This window comes from Vibrio sp. 2-1-2a (assembly GCF_032648565.1).
Taxonomy (GTDB): domain Bacteria; phylum Pseudomonadota; class Gammaproteobacteria; order Enterobacterales; family Vibrionaceae; genus Vibrio; species Vibrio diabolicus.
On record NZ_WBOH01000016.1, the window covers coordinates 13,763 to 36,746 of the forward strand.

The window sequence follows — 22,984 nt, forward strand, 5'->3', positions numbered from 1 at the left end:
TTGTATGTAATGGAACAGATTCAATACTACGCAACCGACCATGATCAGCTGAGCCTGATCGAGGCGAAATACCAGAAGTTTGCCTTCCAAAGGCACTATCATCTGGACTTTCACCTCGGTCTGATCACGCATGGCACGCAAAAGTTCCAATATCAAGGCTGTAGCCATCAAGTGGGTCATGGGCAAATCGTAATTATGCCGCCAGATGAACTGCACGACGGGCACTCTAAGCTCGAAAGTGGCTATGAAGTGAATGTATTTGCGATCGAGCCGCGCCTACTCAGCGATCTTGCCGATCTTAGTCAAAATGGTCAAATAATCCGCTTTAATGAATTGATCATCTCCGATCCACAGATATTTTCACAACTTAGTAACTTGCATGCTCTTCTTCGCCGCGAGAACCTCAGCCAACTCACCAAAGATTGCCTTCCTTTTGAAGGATTTAATCAACTTTTTGATCGCTACGGATCACTCGCGAGGCAAAAAGTGGTTCCGCTTGGAAAACAGTCTTTGCATACCTTAAAAGATTACTTAATGGCGAATCTCGACCAAACAGTTCGTTTAGATGCACTATCAGAGCTCTGTCAACTGAGCCCCACGCAATTTCAACGCCATTTCAAAGCGCAAACGGGGATGACTCCCTACGCTTGGTTTGCTCGCTTGCGATTAGAGCAAGGAATGAAACTACTCCAAGCAGGATGGTGTGGTACGGACGTCGCCTATCAAGTGGGTTTTTATGATCAGGCCCACTTTAGTAAAGCGTTTAAACAAACCTATGGCGTCTCGCCTTCACAAGTGGCACGCTAATATCTCATACGCTGTGGTATTCAGTACTGCTAGTTTTTTACAAGCACTACCGAATAAGAATCACGACAATAACTCATATCCACTATGTTTTGAGATGTGTTATGAATGAATCGACTATCCTTTTAACGCTTGCCAGTATCCACTTCATTGCCTTAATGAGCCCAGGTCCGGATTTTGCGCTTGTGGTACAAAATGCCACCCGTCATGGCCGTCAAACCGGCTTATACATTGCGCTTGGCTTATCAGTCGGTATTTTGCTGCATTCTTTATTCAGCCTAACGGGGGTGAGCTATTTAGTTCACCAGCATCCTCTGCTCTACTCCGTCTTACAATTGCTTGGGGGCAGCTATCTGTTGTATTTGGGTATCGGTGCACTGCGCGGCGTGATCGCGACGATCAAAAACCCACTTTCTGATCAGCCAAGCAAAAACAGTAACCTTGTGATCGGTAATAAACGTCAGGCGTTTACCAAGGGGTTCGCAACCAATATTCTCAACCCCAAAGCCTTAGTATTTTTTGTGAGTTTAATGTCGAGCCTTGTCCCAGTGGGCATGTCGGTGACAGGAAAAGGAATTGCTCTGGTGATTTTGTTTGGTTTGTCGCTACTCTGGTTTTCTAGCCTTGCATGGATGCTGTCAACGCAGCGCTTGCAAACAAGATTGCAGCAAGCCGGCATTTATATAGATGGTTTATGTGGTGTGGTATTTACCCTAGTTGGCAGCAGTATTTTAGTGCAAACCTTCCGCTCCTTTCTCGATAACTCTCTGATTTAAAAGCGTCGCACACTCGACATTTCTTTAATAGGAAACTCGACGACTATCTCCGTGGCTGCCAAGCTGAATAACCTTAGTTGGCAACATGGAGAGTCATCATGCAATGGACATTTAACCGACTCGTACTCTCGGGTCTTTTTCTTACTTCCCCTTTCACCTTCACTGGACAAGCCTTCGCTAACCAAGCTGCAGATTCGGTCGCACCAGAGCACAGCACTGGCATTGAGCAAAAGCAGCTGGTCAAAGCTAAAGATTATATGGTTACCGCTGCTAACCCACTGGCGACTCAAGCGGGTGCAGACGTACTTGAGCAAGGCGGGAATGCGATAGATGCCATGGTCGCGGTGCAATTGATGCTTGGCTTAGTTGAACCCCAGTCATCAGGTATTGGTGGCGGTGCGTTCTTAGTGTATTGGGATAGCGAAAAGCAAAAACTGACCACTTACGACGGGCGTGAAACCGCCCCCCTCGCCGTAACGCCAAAGCTATTTTTAGATGAGAACGGTCAGCCATTGCAATTCTACGATGCCGTGGTTGGTGGACGCTCTGTCGCAACACCAGGCACCGTGAAACTATTGTGGGATACCCACCAGAAATACGGCAAGCTGGAATGGAAAAAGATCATTCAACCTGTTATCTCGCTTGCGGAGCAAGGATTCAAAGTCAGTCCTCGCCTAGCAAGCTTGATAGAAAAAGACGCCGAGCGTTTATCACGCTTTCCAGTCACAAAAGCCTATTTCTTTAACTCGGATGGCTCGCCAAAAACCAAAGGTACGCTATTAAAAAACCCTGAATACGCACAAACGCTGAGTGCTATTGCTAAGCAAGGCGCCCAAGCCTTCTACCATGGGGATATCGCCAGAGACATTATCGAGACGGTACAAAACGCGCCAGGTAACCCCGGTGTATTAGCCCAACCCGACTTTGATACCTACCAAATCAGACAACGTGAGCCGGTTTGTGCAGCATACCAAAGCTATGACATTTGCGGCATGGGACCACCAAGCTCTGGCGCGCTCACCATTGGTCAGATTTTGGCGATCACTGAACAGTACGATCTCAAAGGCTGGGGGGCTAACAGCATTAAATCTTGGCAAGTACTCGCCGATGCATCGCGTCTAGCGTTTGCTGACCGTGGTAAATACATGGCAGACCAAGATTACGTGCCGATGCCAACGCAAGGCTTGCTTGATGAAAGCTACCTCCAGCAGCGAGCAGAGCTGATCCAAGTCGGCAAAGCACTAAGCAAAGTTGAAGCGGGCAATCCTCCGTGGTCGCACGCAATGAACTTAAGCATGGACGAATCCATTGAACTCCCTTCCACCAGCCATTTCAATATCGTCGATAAGCAAGGCAATGTGGTTTCCATGACGACCACCATTGAGAATGCGTTTGGCTCACGCTTAATGGTGCGTGGCTTCTTGCTCAATAATGAACTGACCGATTTTTCTTTCCGTACTCATAACGAAGGAATCCCAATCGCCAACCGCATAGAACCAGGCAAACGTCCACGATCTTCAATGGCCCCGACCATTATGATGAAAGATAACAAACCTTACATGGCGATAGGTTCTCCGGGTGGCAGTCGAATCATCGGTTACGTGGCGCAAACCATCATTGCCCACACGCAATGGGATATGGATATCCAACAAGCAATCAATCAACCACGATTACTCGACCGTTTTGGCACCTTAGATATTGAGCAAGGTACCGCGGCAGAAGGCTTACAGCCAGAGCTAGAGAAGATGGGCTTTAAAACCAATGTTCGTGATTTGAATTCTGGACTGCATGCGATACGCATAACAAAAGATGGACTAGAAGGTGCCGCAGATCCTCGTCGAGAAGGAGCAGCAATCGGCAAATAGGCCTGTTTTGCTCGACTCCTTGTGCGAGATATCTCACAAGGAGTGGAGCAAACCTCTCTTTTTTAATGGTAAAACAGCCCACAAATAACCATAAGATATTGAATAATATAAACATGTTTATTTTTCAAACGCTTTTGATTGAGAAAAATGTGGGCTTCGGCCATTGTTGAGAATCGTGAAGAGCGTAATATGAACCTTGTCGGAAGGATGCTGACACGGAACAGGAAACACCACGGATTTGGTGGACTTCAGGAAGAAGAAACGGGTATTCAGGATGAATAGTCGGGCATGGATTGCAAAACTGGACATTGAACGGAATCAATAGTAACTAGGACGGTTGCTACTAAGGACGGAAAATGGACACCTCTGGACGAGGAAAGGACTGAACATCAGGATGATGTCATGGACACCGCTCAGGGAACAAGTGATGAGAGCTAACGAGGATGGTTAGCAGACCAGGATAAGGTCAAGGACACCGCTAGGAAGGCGATGAAAGGATTAAGCTGAAGGAATGCAGCACGCTATCAAGGATTTGATGCATGGAGCACTTTTAGTAGCTGGATTGCTGCGAGTAAGACTATAACCCCGACGGGCGTAAGCCCTCGGGGTTTTTCTTTGTCTAAAGATAAGCGATTTAGACTAAACTCCTTTTCGAATAGCGTCATTTAGTTCCCTATCTTTCAACATTTTGTTGATTCAAAACAGCCAAAACAGAAAGAGCCACCGAAGCAGCTCTTATGTTCATTTTTTCACAAAGCCCTACAGCTTCTCCAGTCTCGCGTAAGCGGTGACTAACCATTTAATGCCTTCACCATTGAAAGCAATCTGCACTCGGCTTTGTGGGCCACTGCCCTCAAAGTTGATGATCGTTCCTTCACCAAATTTCGGATGCATCACACGAGAACCTAGTGAAAAACCAGTCTCATTGAAGTTTTCTTTTACTGCGGTTTGGCTAAAACGTCCACTACTTGAAGGGCGACTCACTTGCGCCTTCATGCGCACTTCATCCAAACACGTTTCTGGTAATTCACGAATAAAGCGCGATGGTTTGTGGTATTTGTCCTGGCCATATAGGCGACGCATTTCCGCGTAAGTAATGTAGAGCTTTTGCATCGCGCGCGTCATACCCACATAACACAGACGGCGCTCTTCTTCCAAACGCCCAGCCTCTTCAGCGGACATCTGGCTTGGGAACATACCTTCTTCCACACCGACCATGAATACCAATGGGAATTCCAAACCTTTCGCACTATGCAGCGTCATCAGTTGGACTGCATCTTCAAATTCGTCCGCCTGACCTTCGCCCGCTTCCAGAGCCGCATGCGTTAAAAATGCCGTCAGCAGAGACATTTCTTCCGCTTCTTCTGGTTTTTCGAATTGGCGAGTGGCGGTAACCAGCTCCTCCAAGTTTTCTATGCGAGCTTTAGACTTTTCGCCCTTCTCTTGCTCATACATCGCAAACAAACCCGAGTACTTGATCACGTGGTCCGTTTGCTCATGTAATGGCATTTCTAGTGTATCGTCTTCCAACGCGGTGATTAATTCGACAAAACGACTTAACGCACCAGCTGCTCGACCCGTTAATACTTGCTCATCGAGCATTGCCAGACTGGCTTCCCACATAGTGCACCCTCTATCACGAGCTGCACGACGGATAGTCTCTAGCGTCTTATCGCCCAGACCACGTGTTGGGGTATTCACGACACGTTCAAACGCGGCATCATCGTTGCGATTCGCCATCAAACGCAAGTAGCTCAACGCATCTCTGATTTCTTGACGCTCGAAGAATCGCATGCCTCCGTAAATACGGTACGGTAAGCCTGCCTGAATTAATGCTTCTTCCAAAACACGAGATTGCGCGTTGTTACGATACAGCATCGCAGCATCATTCAATGCGCCGCCATTCTCTTGCCACTCTTTGATTTTATTGACCGCAAAGCGCGCTTCGTCAAGCTCGTTATAAGCGCTGTAAACCGAGATCGGCTCTCCCACATTGCCATCCGTCCACAGCTCTTTACCCATGCGTTCAGTGTTGTTCGCAATCAAGGTATTGGACGCTTCAAGAATCGTCTTGGTCGAACGATAGTTTTGTTCGAGACGAATGGTGTTCACGCTCGGAAACTCCAGCGTGAACTTCTCAATGTTCTCGACTTTTGCACCGCGCCAACCATAAATTGACTGGTCGTCGTCACCAACAATCATCACGTGACAATCTGGGCCAGCCATCATGCGTAGCCAAGCGTATTGAATGTTGTTGGTGTCTTGGAATTCGTCAACCAAGATATGCTTAAAGCGTGCTTGGTAGTGTTCACGCACAAACTTGTTGTCACGCAGTAGCTCATGCGCGCGCAGCAAAATTTCTGCAAAGTCCACTAAGCCAGCACGATCACACGCTTCTTGGTAAGCGGTATACAGCTGCAAATAAGTTTTGGTCACTGGATCGTGATAAGCGTCGATATGCGATGGGCGTAACCCTTCGTCCTTCTTACCATTAATCCACCATGAAACTTGGCGTGCAGGCCACTGCTTTTCATCCAAGTTTTGTGCTTTGATCAAACGCTTTAACAAGCGCTGCTGATCATCGCTGTCTATGATTTGGAAATCTTCCGGTAGCTTGGCATCAAGATAGTGTGCACGCAAAATGCGGTGACAAATACCGTGGAAAGTCCCATTCCACATGCCAGATGCACTGCCCATCATCAACTCTTCAATACGACCACGCATTTCTGCTGCCGCTTTATTAGTGAAGGTGACCGACATGATCGAGAACGGAGAAGCTTGCTCGACTGACATAAGCCAAGCGATACGGTGAACAAGAACGCGAGTCTTACCACTCCCTGCACCAGCAAGGACAAGTAAGTTTTCTAGAGGAGCTGCAACGGCTTCACGCTGTTTATCGTTTAGACCGTCGAGTAATAGAGATGGATCCATCATGATGAGCTACTGGTTATTTATACATAAAAACCGATTATAACCTAAACAGCTGGGTGCTGTTTAGACAAAACTTGATAAAAAATTCGCTGTTTTTTTAATCTTTCATTCAAAGAGTTAACGAAGGTAATCATTCCAAAACCATTCGCGAGAGTTATTTTTATGAAAGTTTTTCTGCCTCATCTCTATCTTTTAATTTAAGCAAGTGGATAAAGGTTGTACGCCAAACGGCGAATCGACTTGCCGAATGAAAGTAAAAGGAAATCACTCAGAGGAAATTATGATGAAAAAATCGAATCTTGCTGTTACTGCTGCTGTTACTGGCCTTCTTGCTCTTGGTGGCACCATGCTCACCGCAGCCCCTGCTGTCGCAGCAGAAAAAGAAAAGTGTTATGGCGTGGCGAAAGCCGGTAAAAATGACTGCGCAACGAAAAACAGCTCTTGCGCGGGCACCTCTAAAGAAGACAACCAAAAAGATGCTTTTGTTGTCGTTCCTAAAGGATTGTGTGACAAATTGGCTGGCGGTAGCACCAGCGGCTCATAACTCAACATCACAAGTTTCTGTGGGGCGCGTTGCACTTTAACCAACGCCCCCAGTTACTCGCCAATCAGAAAAGGAGTTTCACGTGAAACATCACTCTTTCCATCCTCTTGCTGGCGTCGGATTACGCTCCCCTCATCTCGATTATTTTAGCCAACACAAACCTGAGCTGTCGTGGTTAGAAATCCACAGCGAGAACTACTTTCAGCCCAACTCAGTAGAGCACCATCAACTGCAAGCATTACGCGAGCACTACCACATCAGCTGCCACGGTATTGGTTTGTCACTGGGCTCGGTGGAGCGTGTGAATACGAAACATTTAGCACACCTAAAAGCATTGATAAATACAATTGACCCGCTCTTCGTCTCTGACCATTTAAGCTGGAGTGAAAATGGTGGTCACTACTTCAATGATCTACTTCCCTTGCCTTACACGGAAGAAGCGCTGCAAGTATTCACTCGTAACGTGCTTGAAGTGCAAGAATACCTACAACGTGAAATCTTAATTGAGAACCCATCTAGTTATGTGAAGTTTCACCATTCAACCATCAGCGAATGGGATTTTCTTACCGAAGTGCAAAAGCGCACCGACTGTCGTTTATTACTCGACTTAAATAACGTATATGTTTCCGCCTTCAATCACGGTTTTGATTGCGACACATACCTAGATGCGATTCCAGCCGACAAAGTCGACGAGATTCATTTGGCAGGTTTTACTATTAAGCCGTTGGATAAAGGTGAGATTTGGATTGATACCCATAGCCGTCCCGTCAGTGATGAAGTATGGCAACTGTTCGTCAGTTGGACACAAAAACACGGCCCTCGCCATACGCTGATTGAATGGGATTTGGATATTCCTGCACCAGAAATCCTCCTTGGCGAAGCAGAAAAAGCATCCTCACTATTGCAGCAAAACCATTTGATTGACCAAAAGAGCAAAAGGAAAGCGTCATGAATCTTGCGACCTTGCAGAGTCAATTTGCTAAAGCCCTACATTATCAAGCGCTCGGTGAAGAATGCGACATTGTGAGTGACAAGTTTACCGCAGATGAACGCATACAGATTTACCGCAATAACTTTATCATCAGCTTGAGTGAGATATTGGCAGCGACCTACCCAATGGTTGAAGCCTTAGTTGGAAAAGAGTGCTTCGATCAAATTGCTCGCCAACACGTACTTTCTCACCCCTTAGCTGAAGGTAATGTCGTACATTATGGTGCTGGCTTTCAAGATACGATTATGCAGTTTAGTCAGGTCATGACCCAAGCTCCGTACGCACCTGAAGTCGCAAGATTTGAATGGCATATGGACTTAGCTCGACAAATACAGAATGAGAAAGTCGAAAAACCAAATCGAATCCCTTTATCTGCACTTACCCAAGTGACGGAAGAACAACAACCTCAATTGGTGTTTCATTTGCTCACTGGCAGCCGCAGCTTTGACTCCAACTACGCCGTATTTGATCTCTTTCATGCGATTCAACACCAAGATTTTGAACAGCTCAATATCAATCAATTACAGCGAGGTGTCATCTCGATTCAAGCCAATGGAGAAGCTCAATGTCATGCACTCGATACCGATGTTTTTCAACTGCTGCAATGTTTAGAGCAGAAGCAGAGTTTGAGCGAAATACCCGAAGCTTTGCTCGTTCACCTTAATAGCATCATGGCACTCGATCTCGTTGACGGCTTTACATTGAAATCAATCTAAGGAGCACTCTATGACGAATACGGTTAAAAACTTAGTCAATCGGTACGACGACTTGATCAATACCTTACAAGCTGGCTTTGTCCCTTTACTACTTCTCTTTTGTCGCTTGTGGGTTGCATGGGTGTTCTTCAATTCAGGGTTAATCAAAGTTTCTTCTTGGGATAGCACGCTGTATCTATTCGAATTGGAATACCAAGTGCCACTTTTGCCTTGGGAGTTAGCGGCCTACATGGGAACGGCTGCCGAGTTAATTCTGCCAGTATTTTTAGCGTTGGGATTAATTACCCGCCCGATGGCTGCGATTCTGTTTGTGTTCAATATCATCGCGGTCATCTCTTACCCGGTATTGTGGGAAAAAGGGTTCTATGACCATCAATTGTGGGGATTCATGATTTTAGTGGTCATCGTATGGGGACCGGGAGTTATCTCTATTGACCATGTTATAAAGAACAAGCTGACGCGATAAAAAAATCCCCGCAGTGGCGGGGACTTTTTATTGTTTATTTAAGTAAGCAAGAAGCTCATCAGCTGAGATGCCCTGTTGAGCAAGATCTTTTGCCAACAGCTCAACTTGTTCGCCTTTGCGCGACTCAATCACTTGCTGGAATTGGTACACGATATCACGCAAAATTGGCAGAGGTACTTGTTTAGCCGCACTACGAATACGCTCGGAGCTTTGATTACCCAGCTCATTAAGCAACTTGCCAAACATCACCTTTTCTGGTGAATCTTCCATTTGCTCTAGAATACGAGCCATTTCATACGTGGTTAACGACATTACTTTTTGAGTTCCGTTATGGTGTCAGGAAAAGTCTGAACGACAAATATACACGCCTTACTTACATTGGAAAATACTAAATTACACTGTTTTACGCTTTCGCAAAGCTTGAATGCCAGTTCTTACCTGCTTTTGTAAACAGAACCACTAACGCAGGCAATAGAACCCACATATGAATTGCGATCAGTGTTTGAGGTTCCAAAGATAAACGCTGCAACGTACCAACCAACAAACCAGAGCCACTCATTTGGAACAACCCAAGCAGTGCCGCAGCCGTACCCGCTTTGTCACCAAACGGTTCCAATGCTTTCCCTGCCGCTGCACCCAGAATGAATGCAAAACCCACTGACGACATGAAAATAGGTAGCATAAAAGAAAGCGCGGTATTCTGACCATTCATCACTAGCATGATCACACCTGCGAGGCCCAGAGTCGAGATCCCCGTAACTAAGGTGTTGTGCGTGCCAACGCGCTCCATAAACTTAGGTGCAAGCATACAAGCCGCAATATTGATCACTGCATTTACACCAAACCAGAAGGTGAACTCATTCATCGACAACCCCATCCCTGTCATCAATACCGATGGCGCCGAGGTGACATACGCGAGAATAACCGCCATTGCCATTAAACACAGTGAAGCATGGAAGACAAAAGATGGCGTACTAAGCACTGCCCAATAACGGCTGAGCTTAAACACGGCTTGCTTTTCCGTTGATGGGTTGGTCTCTTTCATCATGAAAAACATCAATGAACCGGACACAACGGCAAAGCCAGCCATAAAGCTAAAGTTAGCACGCCAGTCAAATTGCTGAGTTAACCAGCTACCTAGAATTGGAGCTAAAGCCGGAATGAAACAAATCGCACCGTTAAGGTAGCTGATCATTTTGCCGCTTTTTTCCGGGCCAAAGATATCGCGAACTGTTGCAAAGGCTGCTACCGATGTCGCACAAGCACCTAAGCCTTGTAGCAGTCGGGAAACCAACATCCATTCAATATTTTGAGCACTCCACGCCAATAAAGCGCTCATCGCATAGATAGTGATACCACCCAATGCAACAGTTCGACGTCCGAGTTTATCTGCCAAAGGGCCAGCAAATAGTTGCCCGACACCCATCGCAAATAAGAACCAAGTGATCGTGTCTTGTGCTAGCGCATTATCGACCTGAAAAGTGGAAGCAATAAGAGGTAAAGCAGGTAGATAAATATCAATCGCAAGAGGACTGAAAAGAACCAAAAGGGTCAATAACGCCATCTGTTTTTTACTATTAGAAAACTGGCTAGGCACACAACACTCCGAATTGGATAAAGAACTTTGGATAGAGCTTAATCATCTGATGATATGAATGGAAATGATGTATAATCATGAGCATTATTCCTTAGAGGAAATTCACCGTGAACGTCGAAAAACTGGCTCGTATCGATTTAAATCTATTGGTCTGTTTTAAAGTTTTGATAGAAGAGTTAAACGTCACTCGCGCGGCTCATCGATTGTGCTTAAGTCAATCCGCCGTGAGCAAATCACTGGCTAAACTGCGCATCCAATTTGATGACCCGCTTTTCACCCGAAACTCACATGGATTAACACCAACGCCGCGCGCATTGTTTCTTAAACCGAAACTGGATCTGTTGATAAATCAGTTAGAAGTACTGACTCAACCAGAAGAGTTCTCTCCACAAAGCAGCGAATACCGTTTTCAAATAGCAGCGGTTGAAAGTGTTTACCCTCTGATTCTGCCTCATTTCTTACCGGCGATTTTTCAGCAAGCCCCTGGGGTGACGATCAGCACTCACCCTTGGTCCGATAATACTTTTAAAATGCTGCAACGTGGAGAGCTAGACTTAGGCTTAACTGGAAAAGATATCGATATTAATGATGCCAAGCTGACTCTGCTGCCACCCGATGACATATGCGAACTGGAAATTTATCGAGATCACCAGATGTGTATTATTCGCAAAAATCACCCAGCATTAAAACAGCCTTGGAACCTCGAAGCGTATCTCGCCCTGCGTCACGTACAAGTGCGTTGTGACGGCAACGACCGTTGGCTGTTAGATTATCGCCTTGCCGATATTGGAGCCGACCGCGATATTGCCGTCACCGTTCCCGACTTTAATAGTGCCGCAAGTTTATGTTCCTACACTGACTTTATTTTTACCGCCCCAAGCCATTTTGTGCAGCTCGCTGCTAAACAGCTTGATTTAGTCGTACTACCACTCCCGCTAGAATTCCCCCCTATGGCTTACACTTTATTCTGGCACCGAGACAGAGAAAACGACCCTGCATTGGGTTGGCTACGTGCGATGATCACACAAAAAACCGATCACCTTAGATAAAAATACCGCTCTCAATTTGCGCTTAGCGGGTAAAATGAGTAGCTTAACTATCGTAGTCCTTTTTGGCTCATCTATGGCCTAGTTGTACTCCGACTCAACCTAAGTCATTGCAAACTTGCGTTGATCATAAACTGCATGAAGCAGAAGGAAACAGCTCCCACACCTGAGCATGAAGGAGCGGTAATTTGAAGGAATAAAACAGATGCACAACGAAACTCTCAGCCGCGTGAATGCGATTCGCGAATGGCTTGTACAACATAATATTGATGCCCTACTGGTTCCGCACGAGGACGAGTATTTGGGCGAATACGTCCCAGCGCACAACGAGCGCTTACATTGGTTAACAGGCTTTACTGGTTCTGCTGGTGCTGCGGTAATCACCAAAGACAAAGCCGCTATCTTTGTTGATGGCCGCTATACCGTTCAAGTCACCAAACAAGTCCCTGGTGACCTATTTGAATATCGTCACCTTATTGAAGAACCAGCTTTAGATTGGGTTCTAGACAACCTGCCAACAAACGCATCTGTCGCAATCGATCCTCGTATGCACAGCTCAGCTTGGCTAGACATGGCACAAGCTAAACTGGCTGGAAAGCTTGAGCTAAATATTCTGACCAATAACCCAATTGATGAGTTGTGGCATGACCGCCCAGCGCCTGTTGTCTCTGATGTTCGCCTAATGCCAACAGAAGCCGTCGGTCAATCAAGTGAGAGTAAGCGTCAAGAGATCGCCCAACTGGTAAAAAAAGCGGGTGCAGATAGCGCTGTGATCACAGCACTAGATTCTATTTGTTGGCTGCTGAATGTACGTGGTTTAGATGTATCACGCCTACCAGTTCTGCTTTCTCACGCGATTCTGCACTCAGATTCAAGCGTGGAATACTTCCTCGATTCTGCTCGTTTACCTGCTGATTTTGACGCTCACGTAGGCACCGGTGTGACCGTTCACCACCCAGAAGCACTTCAATCTCGCCTTGAAGCCATGACAGGTAAAAAGGTATTAGTTGACCCTGCAATCAGTAACGCTTGGTTTAAGCTAGTACTACAAAACTCTGGTGCGTCCGTGATTGCAGCAGCAGACCCATGTCTGATGCCAAAAGCGGCGAAGAACGCGGTTGAAATCGCAGGCATGAAGGCGTGTCATATCCGTGATGGCGTGGCAATGAGCAAGTTCCTATGTTGGTTAGATGCGGAAGTTGCTGCTGGTAACCTGCATGACGAAGCGACATTAGCAGACAAACTGGAAGCATTTCGTAGCGAAGACCCTACGCTAATGGATCTCAGCTTCGATACCATTTCAGCGGCAGGCGGCAACGCGGCCATGTGTCACTACAATCACGAGAACCAACCTGAACCTGGCAAGCTAGAGCTGAACACACTTTACCTTGTGGACTCAGGCGGTCAGTACCTCGATGGCACTACCGACATCACGCGTACAATTGCGATCGGTCAGCCTTCACAAGAGATGATTAAACAATTCACTCTCGCGCTAAAAGGCCACATCGGTGTTGCTCGTGCACGTTTCCCGAAAGGCACACGTGGTTACCAAATCGATACTCTAGCTCGTCAGCACCTATGGGCGGAAGGTTACGATTACGATCACGGTACTGGTCACGGTGTTGGTCACTTCCTAAGTGTGCATGAAGGCCCAGCAAGCATTTCGAAGAAGCAAATTGATGTGCCTCTATTAGAAGGTATGGTGCTATCAAACGAGCCAGGTTACTACCGTGCAGATGCGTTTGGTATCCGTATTGAGAACCTAGAGCTTGTTGTTGAAACACCGACTAACGGTGACTTCCCTGTCCTGTCATTTGAGTCGCTAACACGCTGCCCAATAGACAAACGCAACATCAACGTTGATATGCTAACTCGTCCAGAACTTGCTTGGCTGAATGATTACCACCAGAAAGTATGGGATGAGATCAGCCCGCTAGTCGAAGGTGATGTTAAAGAGTGGCTTCGTCAGGCAACGCTACCTGTAGCACACAGCTAGAAGCTAGAAGCTAGAAGCTAGAAAAAATAGAGGGTTGATGTTTTGCATCAACCCTCTTTCTTTTCCTATGTTTCACGTGAAACATAGCGATGATCAGTGGCTTTATTTGTTGCTTATCCAGAATACGCCGAGTGCCAATCTCGCCATACAGGGTCAAAGCCTTTGGCTCTAATCATATCTTCCACAGAACTAGCACTTCGCTCATCACTGATCTCAAACTGCTCGAGCTCAACATCATCCATCGCATAACCACCCGGCTGAGTTTTCGATGCTGCAGATATACTGGTAATACCTAAAGCCAATGCGTTGTCTCTAAACTTCGGTGACTCACGAGTCGATAATGACAACTCCACTTCTGGATTCAACAAACGATAAGCGCAAATCAACTGAACAAGCTGCTTATCCGTCATTACTGATTTGGGTTGGAGCGCGCCCTCACAAGGACGCAAACGTGGGAAAGAAATTGAGTAACGAGTCTGCCAATACGTGCGCTCAAGATAGTCCAAGTGCGCTGCCACATAAAAACAATCTGTACGCCACTCTTCCAATCCTATCAAAGCGCCAATACCGATCTTATCAATGCCCGCTTTTGCGAGGCGGTCGGGTGTATCCAATCGGTATTCGAAATCCATCTTATTGCCACGTAAATGGTGCTCAGCATAAGTCGAAGGATGATACGTTTCTTGATAAACCATCACCGCATCCAAACCCAATGTCTTGAGCTCTGCGTATTCGTCTTGATCTAGCGGCTGCACTTCCATCGCCAAATAATTAAAGCGTTGCTTAATCATCGGCACCATTTCGCGAAAGTATTTCATGCCCACTTTGGTTTCGTGTTCACCAGTCACCAGCAATACGCTATCGAACTTCATGCGTTTAATGGCTTCAACTTCTGCAGCCACTTCGTCCCTATTCAAGGTACGACGCTTGATTCTATTCTCCATTGAGAAGCCACAATAAGTACAAGCATTGGCGCACAAATTAGAAAGGTACAATGGAATATAAAGCGACATGGTATTACCAAAACGCTTGCGAGTTGCCGAGTATGACAACTGTGCCATTTGCTCTAAGTACGCTTCTGCCGCCGGTGAAATTAGCGCCTTAAAATCTTCCAAATCACGCTTGGATTTACTCAATGCTCGCTCAACATCTTGTGCTGTTTTCGCATAGATCGACATCGAAATGTCATCCCAATTAAGCTGCTTAAATTGCTCAACGAAGCTCATGTTTTCCTCGCTTAATAGCTAAACCAATCTAGGGCTAAAGCTCATCTAGGAATGACGTCAGTGGACTCGACGCAACCGCATGAGAAACCTTACCAGCAAGTCCGGCTTCATAAGCCATACGCCCCGACTCTACCGCCAACTTAAATGCCTTCGCCATCGCAACGGGATCGCTCGAAGCTGCAATCGCAGTATTAACGAGCACGGCATCCGCGCCCATTTCCATCGCACGCGCGGCATGTGAAGGAGCACCAATACCCGCATCAACAATGACAGGAACATTAGCTTGGTCGATAATGATCTCTAGGAAATCGTGAGAAACTATCCCTTTGTTGGAACCAATCGGCGCACCTAATGGCATGACAGCAGCGCAGCCAACCTCTTCCAATCGTTTACACAGAACCGGGTCAGCATGACAGTAAGGAAGGACAATGAAGCCTTCACGAACCAGCTGTTCAGCGGCTGCAAGTGTCTCAATGGGGTCGGGCATCAAGTACTTCGGGTCTGGATGAATTTCCAGTTTTAGCCAGTTTGTACCTAACGCTTCTCGCGCCAATTGTGCTGCAAACACAGCATCTTTAGCATTCTTTGCACCTGAGGTGTTCGGCAATAAGTTCACCCCCGCTTCTACTAACGGCAGCAAAATATCGTCTTGTTGGTCGTTCACATCCACACGCTTCAACGCCATGGTCGCAAGTTGAGATCCCGACACTTGAATCGCTTCTGCCATTAATCGGCTGTTGGCAAACTTCCCTGTTCCCGTGAACAGTCTAGATTCGAATTGTTTATCTCCAATTTTAAGCATCGACTTTAACCCCCTGCGATCGCTTGAAACAAAGAGATGCTATCTCCCTGTGAAAGAACTGTGCTAGCCCACTCACTGCGCGGCACAACATTGTTATTAATTGCAAAACCACAGCCCATTTCAGGCAACGCAAATTGACTAATGATTTGCTGTAGATTCGACTCACTGGCAACTTGATGTGACTGGTCATTGATGACAATAGTGATCACATCTAGGTCAGCAGCGGTCATTTGTGTTGTTTGTTGTTCTGATAACGTCATTGCTTCCAACTCTCTTAATTCTGCCCATTACTCGTAAGCTAAATCTGAGCACACACTTGGCACTGTTTGTCTTTGCTTATCGCCATGGTTTGCCATTGCATTTTCAATCCATCAAACAGATGTAACTTAGCAGTCTCAACATGAAACTTTCCCGTCGCCAGTTTTTGAATTGCTGCTATCGCTTGGTAGTTGCCAAGTGTGCCCACCACCGGACCAACGACACCGCTGTCACTGCACTTTTGCGTTTGTGGTAATTCGTCAAACGGATACAAACAGCGGTAACAGGCTTTACTCTCTGCTTCTTGTTCACTCGGTGTTTGGTAATCAAAAACAGCAAATTGCCCTTGCCAACCAATTGCCGCCGCTGAGATGAGGGGTGTATTTTGCTCGAAACAAACTTGGTTAATTAACTGGCGTGTTGGCATGTTATCGGTGCAGTCCAACACCACATCCGCTAGCATCACCTCAAGCTGCAGCTGTGCTTTGTCTAATCGTTTATTGAGAGCACGAACTTGAACCATAGAATTAAGTTCATTGAGTTGCTTTACAGTCGCTTCTGTTTTCGCAACTTGGAGGTCTTGTTCACGATAAATGATCTGACGTTGTAGGTTACTGCTATCAACTTCATCATCATCAACCACAACCAATTTACCAACACCCGCTGATGCCAAGTACAAACTCGCTGCGCTTCCTAACCCACCACAGCCGATGATCAGCACGTGCGATTTACTCAAACGCTCTTGCCCACCTTCAGCAATTTCAGGCAAAGCGACTTGGCGTTGATAGCGAAGGAACTGCTTATCCGTGAGCATGCTCGCCTCTCTTGGTATCCGCTAATTCACTATTCTGATCAGTAAACGTTAGCTGTCTTTCTTTCATCAGTTGTGCAAAGAACTCGATGACGGACTGAGGTGATTCTGCCAACGTAATAGCTCGCACAACTGCCAAACTAGAAACACCTGTTAGCCAAACTTGGTCAGCATTAGATTGGTCGATACCACCAATCGCAACCGTCGGAAAGCCAAGCACATAGTCACTTACTTCTTTGTCTTTTGAAGGTCTGAAAGCAGCCTCTGTATTTGTATAAGGAATGCTATCAATCAGCTTTTGATACAAAGCCAAGCGCACCAAACCTTGTGGTTTCGATGGCATCTGTTTTGTGGTGGTTGGGAAAATATGCCCTAGTGCGATGTAGCTAGGATGAATTTGTACGATGCGCAGTAGTTCGTAATAACCATGCGTAGAAAGACCAAGACGAATACCGGCTTTAGTTATCTGAGCCAAATTCGATTCTTCTATGTCTTCTTGTCCTAGGTGAACGCCATAAGCGCCATGCTTGATTGCCAACTGCCAATAGTCATTGATGAACACTTGAGCTTGATACTGACGACCTAGCTCAATTGCTCGAATGATCTGTTGTTCTAAATCGGCTTGTTGTGGGTTCTTTATTCGCAGTTGAATAGTGTTGATGCCTAAAGGCAGTAAACGCTCAATCCAAGCAACATCATCAACGACTGGATAGAGCCCTAGACTTTGCTTAGTTAGAGTTGGAAAGCTAACGCTCTCACCTTGTGCAGACCAACCAACTTGAATACCTAGTCGGTTATCCTCCAGTACAGGTGTGGGGAAATCATCAAATTGGTCAGCCCACTGAGTAGATCGTCCCTCATCAAGGTTGTCATTCAACAGTGTTTCACGTGAAACATTCGCTTGTTGAGTTAGCATTCCTCGAGCAAGTGTTAACGCATCTTCGATAGGAAAATCGAGTACTGTCAGCGTTACTATCCAAGCAAGGTGATGTTCAGGATCGAACATTGCGTTGAATTTGGACTTAACGGAAAGCGCTCTCACTTCGTTGTTAATTGGGTGACGCCAGATATCAAGCTGAAGCATTTTCTCCTTTTCATCGGATACCTGAGTATCAGCAATACCAATATAAATCGCTTTCGACGGTTGCTTAGCACACGCTTCTACCGACAAAGCAGAACGGTAATAGAGCACAAATGAACTCTCATTCTCAGAGTCATAACCATCAATAAGATCTGTCGTTATGCGTGTGGTCTGTTGGTCGCGAACAAGCTGAATAGATTGAGTTGGGCTCACACCCAACTCAATGTCTTCGATGCTAAAACCCTGTTCTCTCGCCAACAACAAACATTGTTGAACTAAACCTGTTAGCTCAATCAATGATGACGGAATAAGGATTTTGCTCATTAGTCACTTACCTCGGCATGTGCTGCTGGGTGGTATAACTCAGAACCTGTGTCTCTAAATTCTTGAGATTTCTGACGCATCCCCTCAAGAGGATCATCAAGCATTTTGATAGAGATAGCTTGGTCCGCAGCAACTTGCTCAGTGTCTTTCGCGTACTCTCGTACCTCTTGCGAAATCTTCATCGAGCAGAACTTTGGTCCGCACATCGAACAGAAGTGAGCAACTTTGCCGGACTCTTGAGGTAAAGTTTCGTCATGGAAAGCGCGCGCGGTTTCTGGGTCGAGTGACAAGTTGAATTGGTCTTCCCAGCGGAATTCAAAACGTGCTTTAGAAAGCGCGTTATCACGAACTTGTGCGCCAGGGTGCCCTTTAGCTAAATCAGCGGCGTGCGCAGCAAGCTTGTAAGTGATCATGCCTACCTTCACGTCTTCTTTGTTTGGTAAGCCAAGATGCTCTTTAGGTGTTACGTAACAAAGCATCGCACAGCCATACCAGCCAATCATGGCAGCGCCAATACCTGACGTAATATGGTCGTAACCAGGAGCGACGTCTGTCGTCAGTGGACCAAGGGTGTAGAACGGAGCTTCATGGCAGTGCTCTAGCTGCTCTTCCATGTTCTCTTTGATCATGTGCATTGGAACATGGCCAGGACCTTCGATAATGACCTGTACGTCGTATTCCCACGCAACCTTAGTCAACTCACCAAGAGTACGAAGCTCCGCAAATTGCGCTTCGTCATTAGCATCGGCAACCGAACCAGGGCGCAGACCATCACCGAGAGAAAGTGCCACATCATACTTGGCACAGATTTCACAGATCTCTCGGAAGTGGGTGTATAAGAAGCTTTCTTGGTGATGCGCTAAACACCATTTCGCGATGATAGAACCACCACGAGAGACGATGCCAGTAACACGCTTTGCAGTCATTGGCACATAGCGAAGTAGTAAACCGGCATGGATAGTGAAGTAATCAACGCCCTGCTCTGCTTGCTCAATCAGAGTATCACGCATCACTTCCCAGTTAAGGTTTTCCGCAACACCATTCACTTTCTCAAGCGCCTGGTACATAGGTACGGTACCGATCGGAACCGGGCTGTTACGCAGAATCCATTCTCGAGTTTCATGAATATTGCGACCTGTGGAGAGATCCATAACAGTATCGCCACCCCAGCGTGTCGCCCACACTAGCTTCTCAACCTCTTCCTCAATCGAAGACGTCACCGATGAGTTACCGATATTAGCGTTCACTTTGACCAAAAAGTTACGTCCAATGATCATTGGTTCGGATTCTGGGTGGTTGATATTAGAAGGGATAATCGCGCGACCTTCGGCAACTTCTTTGCGAACAAACTCGGCGGTAATGTCTTTTGGAAGATTCGCTCCAAAGCTTTGACCAGGATGCTGTTGATTCAGCACATCATCACGGTACTTGGCACGACCCATGTTTTCACGCAGCGCGATGAATTCCATTTCTGGGGTAATAATGCCTTTGCGAGCATAGTGCAGCTGGGTGACGCACTGCCCATCCTTAGCGCGTCGAATACGTGGCAGGTTACCGTAACGCAGGTCGTCTAACGTCTCATCCTCTAAACGTTCTTTAGTGTATACCGAGCTTACTTCATCAAGTAACTCTGTATCACCACGCTCTTCAATCCAGCTTTCTCTTAGCTTTGGTAAGCCGCTATAAAGGTCAATATCGTAGTTCGGATCAGTATAAACACCTGACGTATCGTAGACTCGGACGGCTTCATTCGGCTCGAAAATAGGCGCTTCTTTTGTGCCACCAATCAGACTATCTGCTAGCGCTATTTCACGCATAGGTACACGAACATCTGGACGTGAACCTTCTACATATACTTTTGTGGAATTTGGGTACGGCTGTACCGAGAGTGTTTCAATAAACTGTTTTGCTTCCAGTCTCGCTTGTTTGCGACTCGACATAGCATTTTTCCTTGCTTTGTTATACTAGATAAAAAGTAATTGGATAAAAATGCTTGGCGGATAGATGCGACAAGAGGAGTCAAATTAAGGCTAAATAAAGCTTAAGTAATTTGCCTATAACAACATTCGACTATTTGATAGGTCAACCAGAAAGAACTCCGGTATAAATATCTTCTCTTGTTCCCTTCGCAGATTCTAATCTGATCAGGTTCAACGGATCCCGAATTAACGGTCTCAGCCTTATGGCACTCCGACAAGTGATATCAGTATATAAAAACGGCCTGGTTAAACCAAGCCGACCTGTTTAATTTTTAACTACTTTGCTAGCTGCGCATCAATAATTGGAAACCGATCCACGCAGCAGAGATGCTCAGCACCACATTTAATAAAATATTTAACCCCATCTTAAAAAATGCACCTTGCTGCATAAGTAAAACATTATCCATAGAAAAGGTGGAAAACGTCGTCAGTGCCCCTAAAAATCCCAAACCAATCACTTGTCGCCAAGGTTCTGTTGCCAACAGTTCATTGTCGAACGCAGCAATCAACAAGCCCATTATAAATGAACCAACCACATTAACGGTTAACGTACCGTATGGAAAACCACGCCCCAATAAAATGACACACAGTTCAGATATCAAGTAACGAGAACACGCACCAAAAGCACCACCTAGCGCAATAAAACCAAGAATGGAAAACTGCCCCATAATTCCCCCCAACACTATTGATGACGATATTGTAACCAAAACTAAAGCGATATTGATGGTGAAATTTTAGAATTCGACAACGTATTGCATTTAAAACACGCTGAGATTAAAAAAGTTACAGGAGTCACTTTACTTCAATATACCCCATCAAACCGGTTTTCATATGCTCAATAACATGGCAGTGATACATCCAACGTCCAGGGTTGTTAGCAACAAAGGCAGCTTTGGCACTGCCATTTTTTCCAAGTAAAACCGTATCGGTATGGAACGGTTCGTCAAGTTTCTTGCCATCTAACTCAAGAACAGTAAATGTATGCCCATGAAGATGAATAGGATGATGATATTGAGTAACGTTCTTCAAATTGAAGATATAGGTTTTTCCAAGCTCCAATGTTGAAAGTGGCGCAGGGATATTATCTATGCTCATTCCCTCCCAAGCCCGTTTGTTCATCAGCCAGAATTTAGGTATCGCTTTGCCCGATTTATCAGCAGGAGTGATCGCGCCCTCCCACTCAAACACATAATCGATTTGCTCTGCATTTTTCAAATCGAGAGCTGGCACAGGGTTGAGAGGTAATAAAGGCAGTTTCTGGTTGTTCGGCAGGTCAGACTCAACAACGTCAAACTCGCACAAAGGGAATGGGAAGCGTCCTTTCATTTGACGCACATAAACACGTTTTCCAGCCTTCGGAGCAATCAATCCGATATCCAATCTCATTCCCGGACCAATTTTGTGTTGAGTGAGCCTATAAGGCGTTTTAACTGGATTGCCATCGATAGCAATAACCCAAGCCTCTGTGCCTTCAATCGCGATCGGATAGGTAATGGTGTTATCGACATTAACAATTCTTAATCGCGTAGTCGCGTTCTGCTTCAGCGTATAAACAGGCTCATGAATACCATTGACGCTACTCCACTCTCCTGGCGTTCCCATACGTGCACTCAAGCGCGGCACCATTAGATTCTTCCACTGTCCTTGCTTGTCTAAATGCCAATGCTTGAGGACGACTTCATGCTCTTCATCAAACTGAACAGGCTCAGCCTCTTCAACAATTATTAGCCCAACCAACCCCATACCAAGCTGCTTAACGCTGTTCATGTGTGGGTGATACCAAAACGTACCTGCATCTGGCGGTGTAAATTCATAAACGAATGTTTCACCCGGCATGATAGGCGGCTGACTTAAGAAAGGTACACCATCCATTTCAATGGGGATTCGCAGGCCATGCCAGTGAATTGTAGTTGGCTCTGAAAGCTTGTTGGTAAATCGGATAATAACTTTCTCACCTTGGCGACAGCGAATCGTAGGCGCTGGAATCGAACCATTAAACGCGAGTACGTCTGTGTTAAACCCTGGGACCAATTCTGCAGTAGAAGGCTCTGCAGTGATATCGTATATATGTTGCCCCTTATTAGTACTCCGAGATAGAGAACATGCAGGTAGAACAGTAAGCGCGGAGATCGCTAAGGATGATTGAAGGAAGCGTCGACGAGATATATCCATACATAGTTACCCATTAATCCAGATCGGTTGAGTGTAACTAAATATAAATAATGATTCTCATTTATTGCTAACATTTCGGAGCACTTGGTTATAACGACTAGTCTAATAGGTTGGTGAGTTAATAAATACTTACAAAGAGCAGCAGGCAGCAGAAAGGCATATAGGTGGGATGCAAGCAGATACAAAAAAGGCTCTGACCTAAGTCAGAGCCTCGATATATGGCAGGGGTGGAGAGATTCGAACTCCCAACACGCGGATTTGGAATCCGCTGCTCTGCCAATTGGAGCTACACCCCTGTAGAATTCTTATATTCTAGATTTGACAAAACCTCGCATGGGCGAGGTTGTCGATATTAAGTGGCGGAGTGGACGGGACTCGAACCCGCGACCCCCGGCGTGACAGGCCGGTATTCTAACCAACTGAACTACCACTCCGCAGTGGTATCACCCGCTTGTAATCAGCAAGTGTCCATAATTTAAAGCCTGGCGATGTCCTACTCTCACATGGGGAAGCCCCACACTACCATCGGCGCTATTTCGTTTCACTTCTGAGTTCGGCATGGAAGTCAGGTGGGTCCAAAACGCTATGGTCGCCAAGCA

General features: G+C 46.1%; 20 protein-coding genes, 2 tRNA genes, 1 rRNA gene and 1 riboswitch. Of the genes, 9 read left to right on the forward strand and 14 right to left on the reverse strand.

From position 1 onward, the window contains the following. Positions 1–9 precede the first annotated feature (9 nt). The 3 genes from F7Y48_RS22410 to ggt all read left to right on the forward strand — a co-directional run bounded on the left by F7Y48_RS22410 (position 10) and on the right by ggt (position 3,445). Positions 10–807, forward strand: a complete 798-nt coding sequence (locus F7Y48_RS22410; RefSeq protein ID WP_167426129.1) for an AraC family transcriptional regulator — start codon at positions 10–12, stop codon at positions 805–807. Positions 808–908: 101 nt separating this feature from the next. Next, positions 909–1,580 (forward strand): LysE family translocator, encoded by a 672-nt coding sequence (locus F7Y48_RS22415; RefSeq protein WP_046874563.1) that lies wholly within the window; start codon positions 909–911, stop codon positions 1,578–1,580. A gap of 98 nt (positions 1,581–1,678) precedes the next feature. Then, a complete protein-coding gene (gene ggt / locus F7Y48_RS22420; protein ID WP_114324130.1) occupies positions 1,679–3,445 on the forward strand; it encodes a gamma-glutamyltransferase in 1,767 nt (588 codons plus the stop codon). Positions 3,446–4,204: 759 nt separating this feature from the next. Here the strand turns inward: ggt and uvrD are convergent. Beyond that, entirely contained in the window at positions 4,205–6,379 is a 2,175-nt protein-coding gene (gene uvrD / locus F7Y48_RS22425) for a DNA helicase II (protein WP_005397027.1), read from the reverse strand. A 280-nt stretch (positions 6,380–6,659) separates the two neighbouring features. Between uvrD and F7Y48_RS22430 the strand changes: the two genes are divergently transcribed. The 4 genes from F7Y48_RS22430 to F7Y48_RS22445 all read left to right on the forward strand — a co-directional run bounded on the left by F7Y48_RS22430 (position 6,660) and on the right by F7Y48_RS22445 (position 9,093). Then, the gene (locus tag F7Y48_RS22430; RefSeq protein ID WP_031780600.1) at positions 6,660–6,920 is read left to right on the forward strand and encodes a DUF2282 domain-containing protein; all 261 of its coding nucleotides are present in this window, start codon (positions 6,660–6,662) and stop codon (positions 6,918–6,920) included. An 82-nt stretch (positions 6,921–7,002) separates the two neighbouring features. Beyond that, positions 7,003–7,872, forward strand: coding sequence for a DUF692 domain-containing protein (locus F7Y48_RS22435; RefSeq protein ID WP_047010215.1), 870 nt, complete (start codon positions 7,003–7,005; stop codon positions 7,870–7,872). After that, the gene (locus tag F7Y48_RS22440) at positions 7,869–8,627 is read left to right on the forward strand and encodes a DNA-binding domain-containing protein (RefSeq protein ID WP_316685404.1); all 759 of its coding nucleotides are present in this window, start codon (positions 7,869–7,871) and stop codon (positions 8,625–8,627) included. Before F7Y48_RS22435 ends, F7Y48_RS22440 begins: the two co-directional genes overlap by 4 nt. Before the next feature lie 10 nt (positions 8,628–8,637). Next, entirely contained in the window at positions 8,638–9,093 is a 456-nt protein-coding gene (locus F7Y48_RS22445) for a DoxX family protein (RefSeq protein ID WP_012841278.1), read from the forward strand. Positions 9,094–9,120: 27 nt separating this feature from the next. Here the strand turns inward: F7Y48_RS22445 and F7Y48_RS22450 are convergent, their stop codons facing one another. Both F7Y48_RS22450 and F7Y48_RS22455 read right to left on the reverse strand, forming a co-directional pair. After that, positions 9,121–9,405 carry a hypothetical protein gene (locus F7Y48_RS22450; RefSeq protein WP_005397034.1) on the reverse strand — a complete coding sequence of 95 codons (285 nt, stop codon included), beginning with the start codon at positions 9,403–9,405 and terminating at the stop codon, positions 9,121–9,123. Between the two features lie 91 nt (positions 9,406–9,496). Further along, positions 9,497–10,657: a multidrug effflux MFS transporter gene (locus F7Y48_RS22455; protein ID WP_031780601.1), complete on the reverse strand. Its 1,161-nt coding sequence runs from the start codon at positions 10,655–10,657 to the stop codon at positions 9,497–9,499. 140 nt (positions 10,658–10,797) lie between these two features. On the opposite strand from F7Y48_RS22455, the gene F7Y48_RS22460 reads away from it, so the two are divergent. Then, positions 10,798–11,739 carry a LysR family transcriptional regulator gene (locus F7Y48_RS22460; protein WP_005397044.1) on the forward strand — a complete coding sequence of 314 codons (942 nt, stop codon included), beginning with the start codon at positions 10,798–10,800 and terminating at the stop codon, positions 11,737–11,739. 202 nt (positions 11,740–11,941) lie between these two features. Then, a complete protein-coding gene (locus F7Y48_RS22465; protein ID WP_316685405.1) occupies positions 11,942–13,732 on the forward strand; it encodes an aminopeptidase P family protein in 1,791 nt (596 codons plus the stop codon). 113 nt (positions 13,733–13,845) lie between these two features. Here F7Y48_RS22465 and thiH read toward each other — a convergent pair whose 3' ends face one another. From thiH to rrf, 11 genes are all read right to left on the reverse strand, one after another. Then, positions 13,846–14,958, reverse strand: a complete 1,113-nt coding sequence (gene thiH, locus F7Y48_RS22470) for a 2-iminoacetate synthase ThiH (protein WP_258508312.1) — start codon at positions 14,956–14,958, stop codon at positions 13,846–13,848. A 34-nt stretch (positions 14,959–14,992) separates the two neighbouring features. Beyond that, positions 14,993–15,760 (reverse strand): thiazole synthase, encoded by a 768-nt coding sequence (locus F7Y48_RS22475; protein ID WP_258508311.1) that lies wholly within the window; start codon positions 15,758–15,760, stop codon positions 14,993–14,995. 5 nt (positions 15,761–15,765) lie between these two features. Further along, entirely contained in the window at positions 15,766–16,020 is a 255-nt protein-coding gene (gene thiS / locus F7Y48_RS22480; protein WP_258508310.1) for a sulfur carrier protein ThiS, read from the reverse strand. A gap of 38 nt (positions 16,021–16,058) precedes the next feature. Continuing rightward, positions 16,059–16,832, reverse strand: coding sequence for a thiazole biosynthesis adenylyltransferase ThiF (gene thiF, locus F7Y48_RS22485; protein ID WP_150916008.1), 774 nt, complete (start codon positions 16,830–16,832; stop codon positions 16,059–16,061). Then, a complete protein-coding gene (locus tag F7Y48_RS22490; RefSeq protein ID WP_258508303.1) occupies positions 16,819–18,234 on the reverse strand; it encodes a thiamine phosphate synthase in 1,416 nt (471 codons plus the stop codon). The genes thiF and F7Y48_RS22490 overlap by 14 nt, the downstream gene beginning before the upstream one ends. Beyond that, complete coding sequence (gene thiC / locus F7Y48_RS22495) at positions 18,234–20,174, reverse strand: phosphomethylpyrimidine synthase ThiC (protein WP_161444472.1); 1,941 nt, start codon at positions 20,172–20,174, stop codon at positions 18,234–18,236. The genes F7Y48_RS22490 and thiC overlap by 1 nt, the downstream gene beginning before the upstream one ends. A 164-nt stretch (positions 20,175–20,338) precedes the next feature. Continuing rightward, a riboswitch (TPP riboswitch) is annotated at positions 20,339–20,437 on the reverse strand. A gap of 60 nt (positions 20,438–20,497) precedes the next feature. After that, a complete protein-coding gene (gene crcB, locus F7Y48_RS22500) occupies positions 20,498–20,881 on the reverse strand; it encodes a fluoride efflux transporter CrcB (protein ID WP_005397071.1) in 384 nt (127 codons plus the stop codon). A gap of 124 nt (positions 20,882–21,005) precedes the next feature. Continuing rightward, positions 21,006–22,385: a multicopper oxidase family protein gene (locus F7Y48_RS22505; RefSeq protein ID WP_258508302.1), complete on the reverse strand. Its 1,380-nt coding sequence runs from the start codon at positions 22,383–22,385 to the stop codon at positions 21,006–21,008. Positions 22,386–22,604: 219 nt separating this feature from the next. Next, positions 22,605–22,681 (reverse strand) — tRNA-Trp (locus F7Y48_RS22510). Between the two features lie 61 nt (positions 22,682–22,742). Continuing rightward, a tRNA-Asp gene (locus tag F7Y48_RS22515) sits at positions 22,743–22,819 on the reverse strand. A 46-nt stretch (positions 22,820–22,865) separates the two neighbouring features. Beyond that, positions 22,866–22,982 (reverse strand): 5S ribosomal RNA (gene rrf, locus F7Y48_RS22520). Positions 22,983–22,984 lie beyond the last annotated feature (2 nt).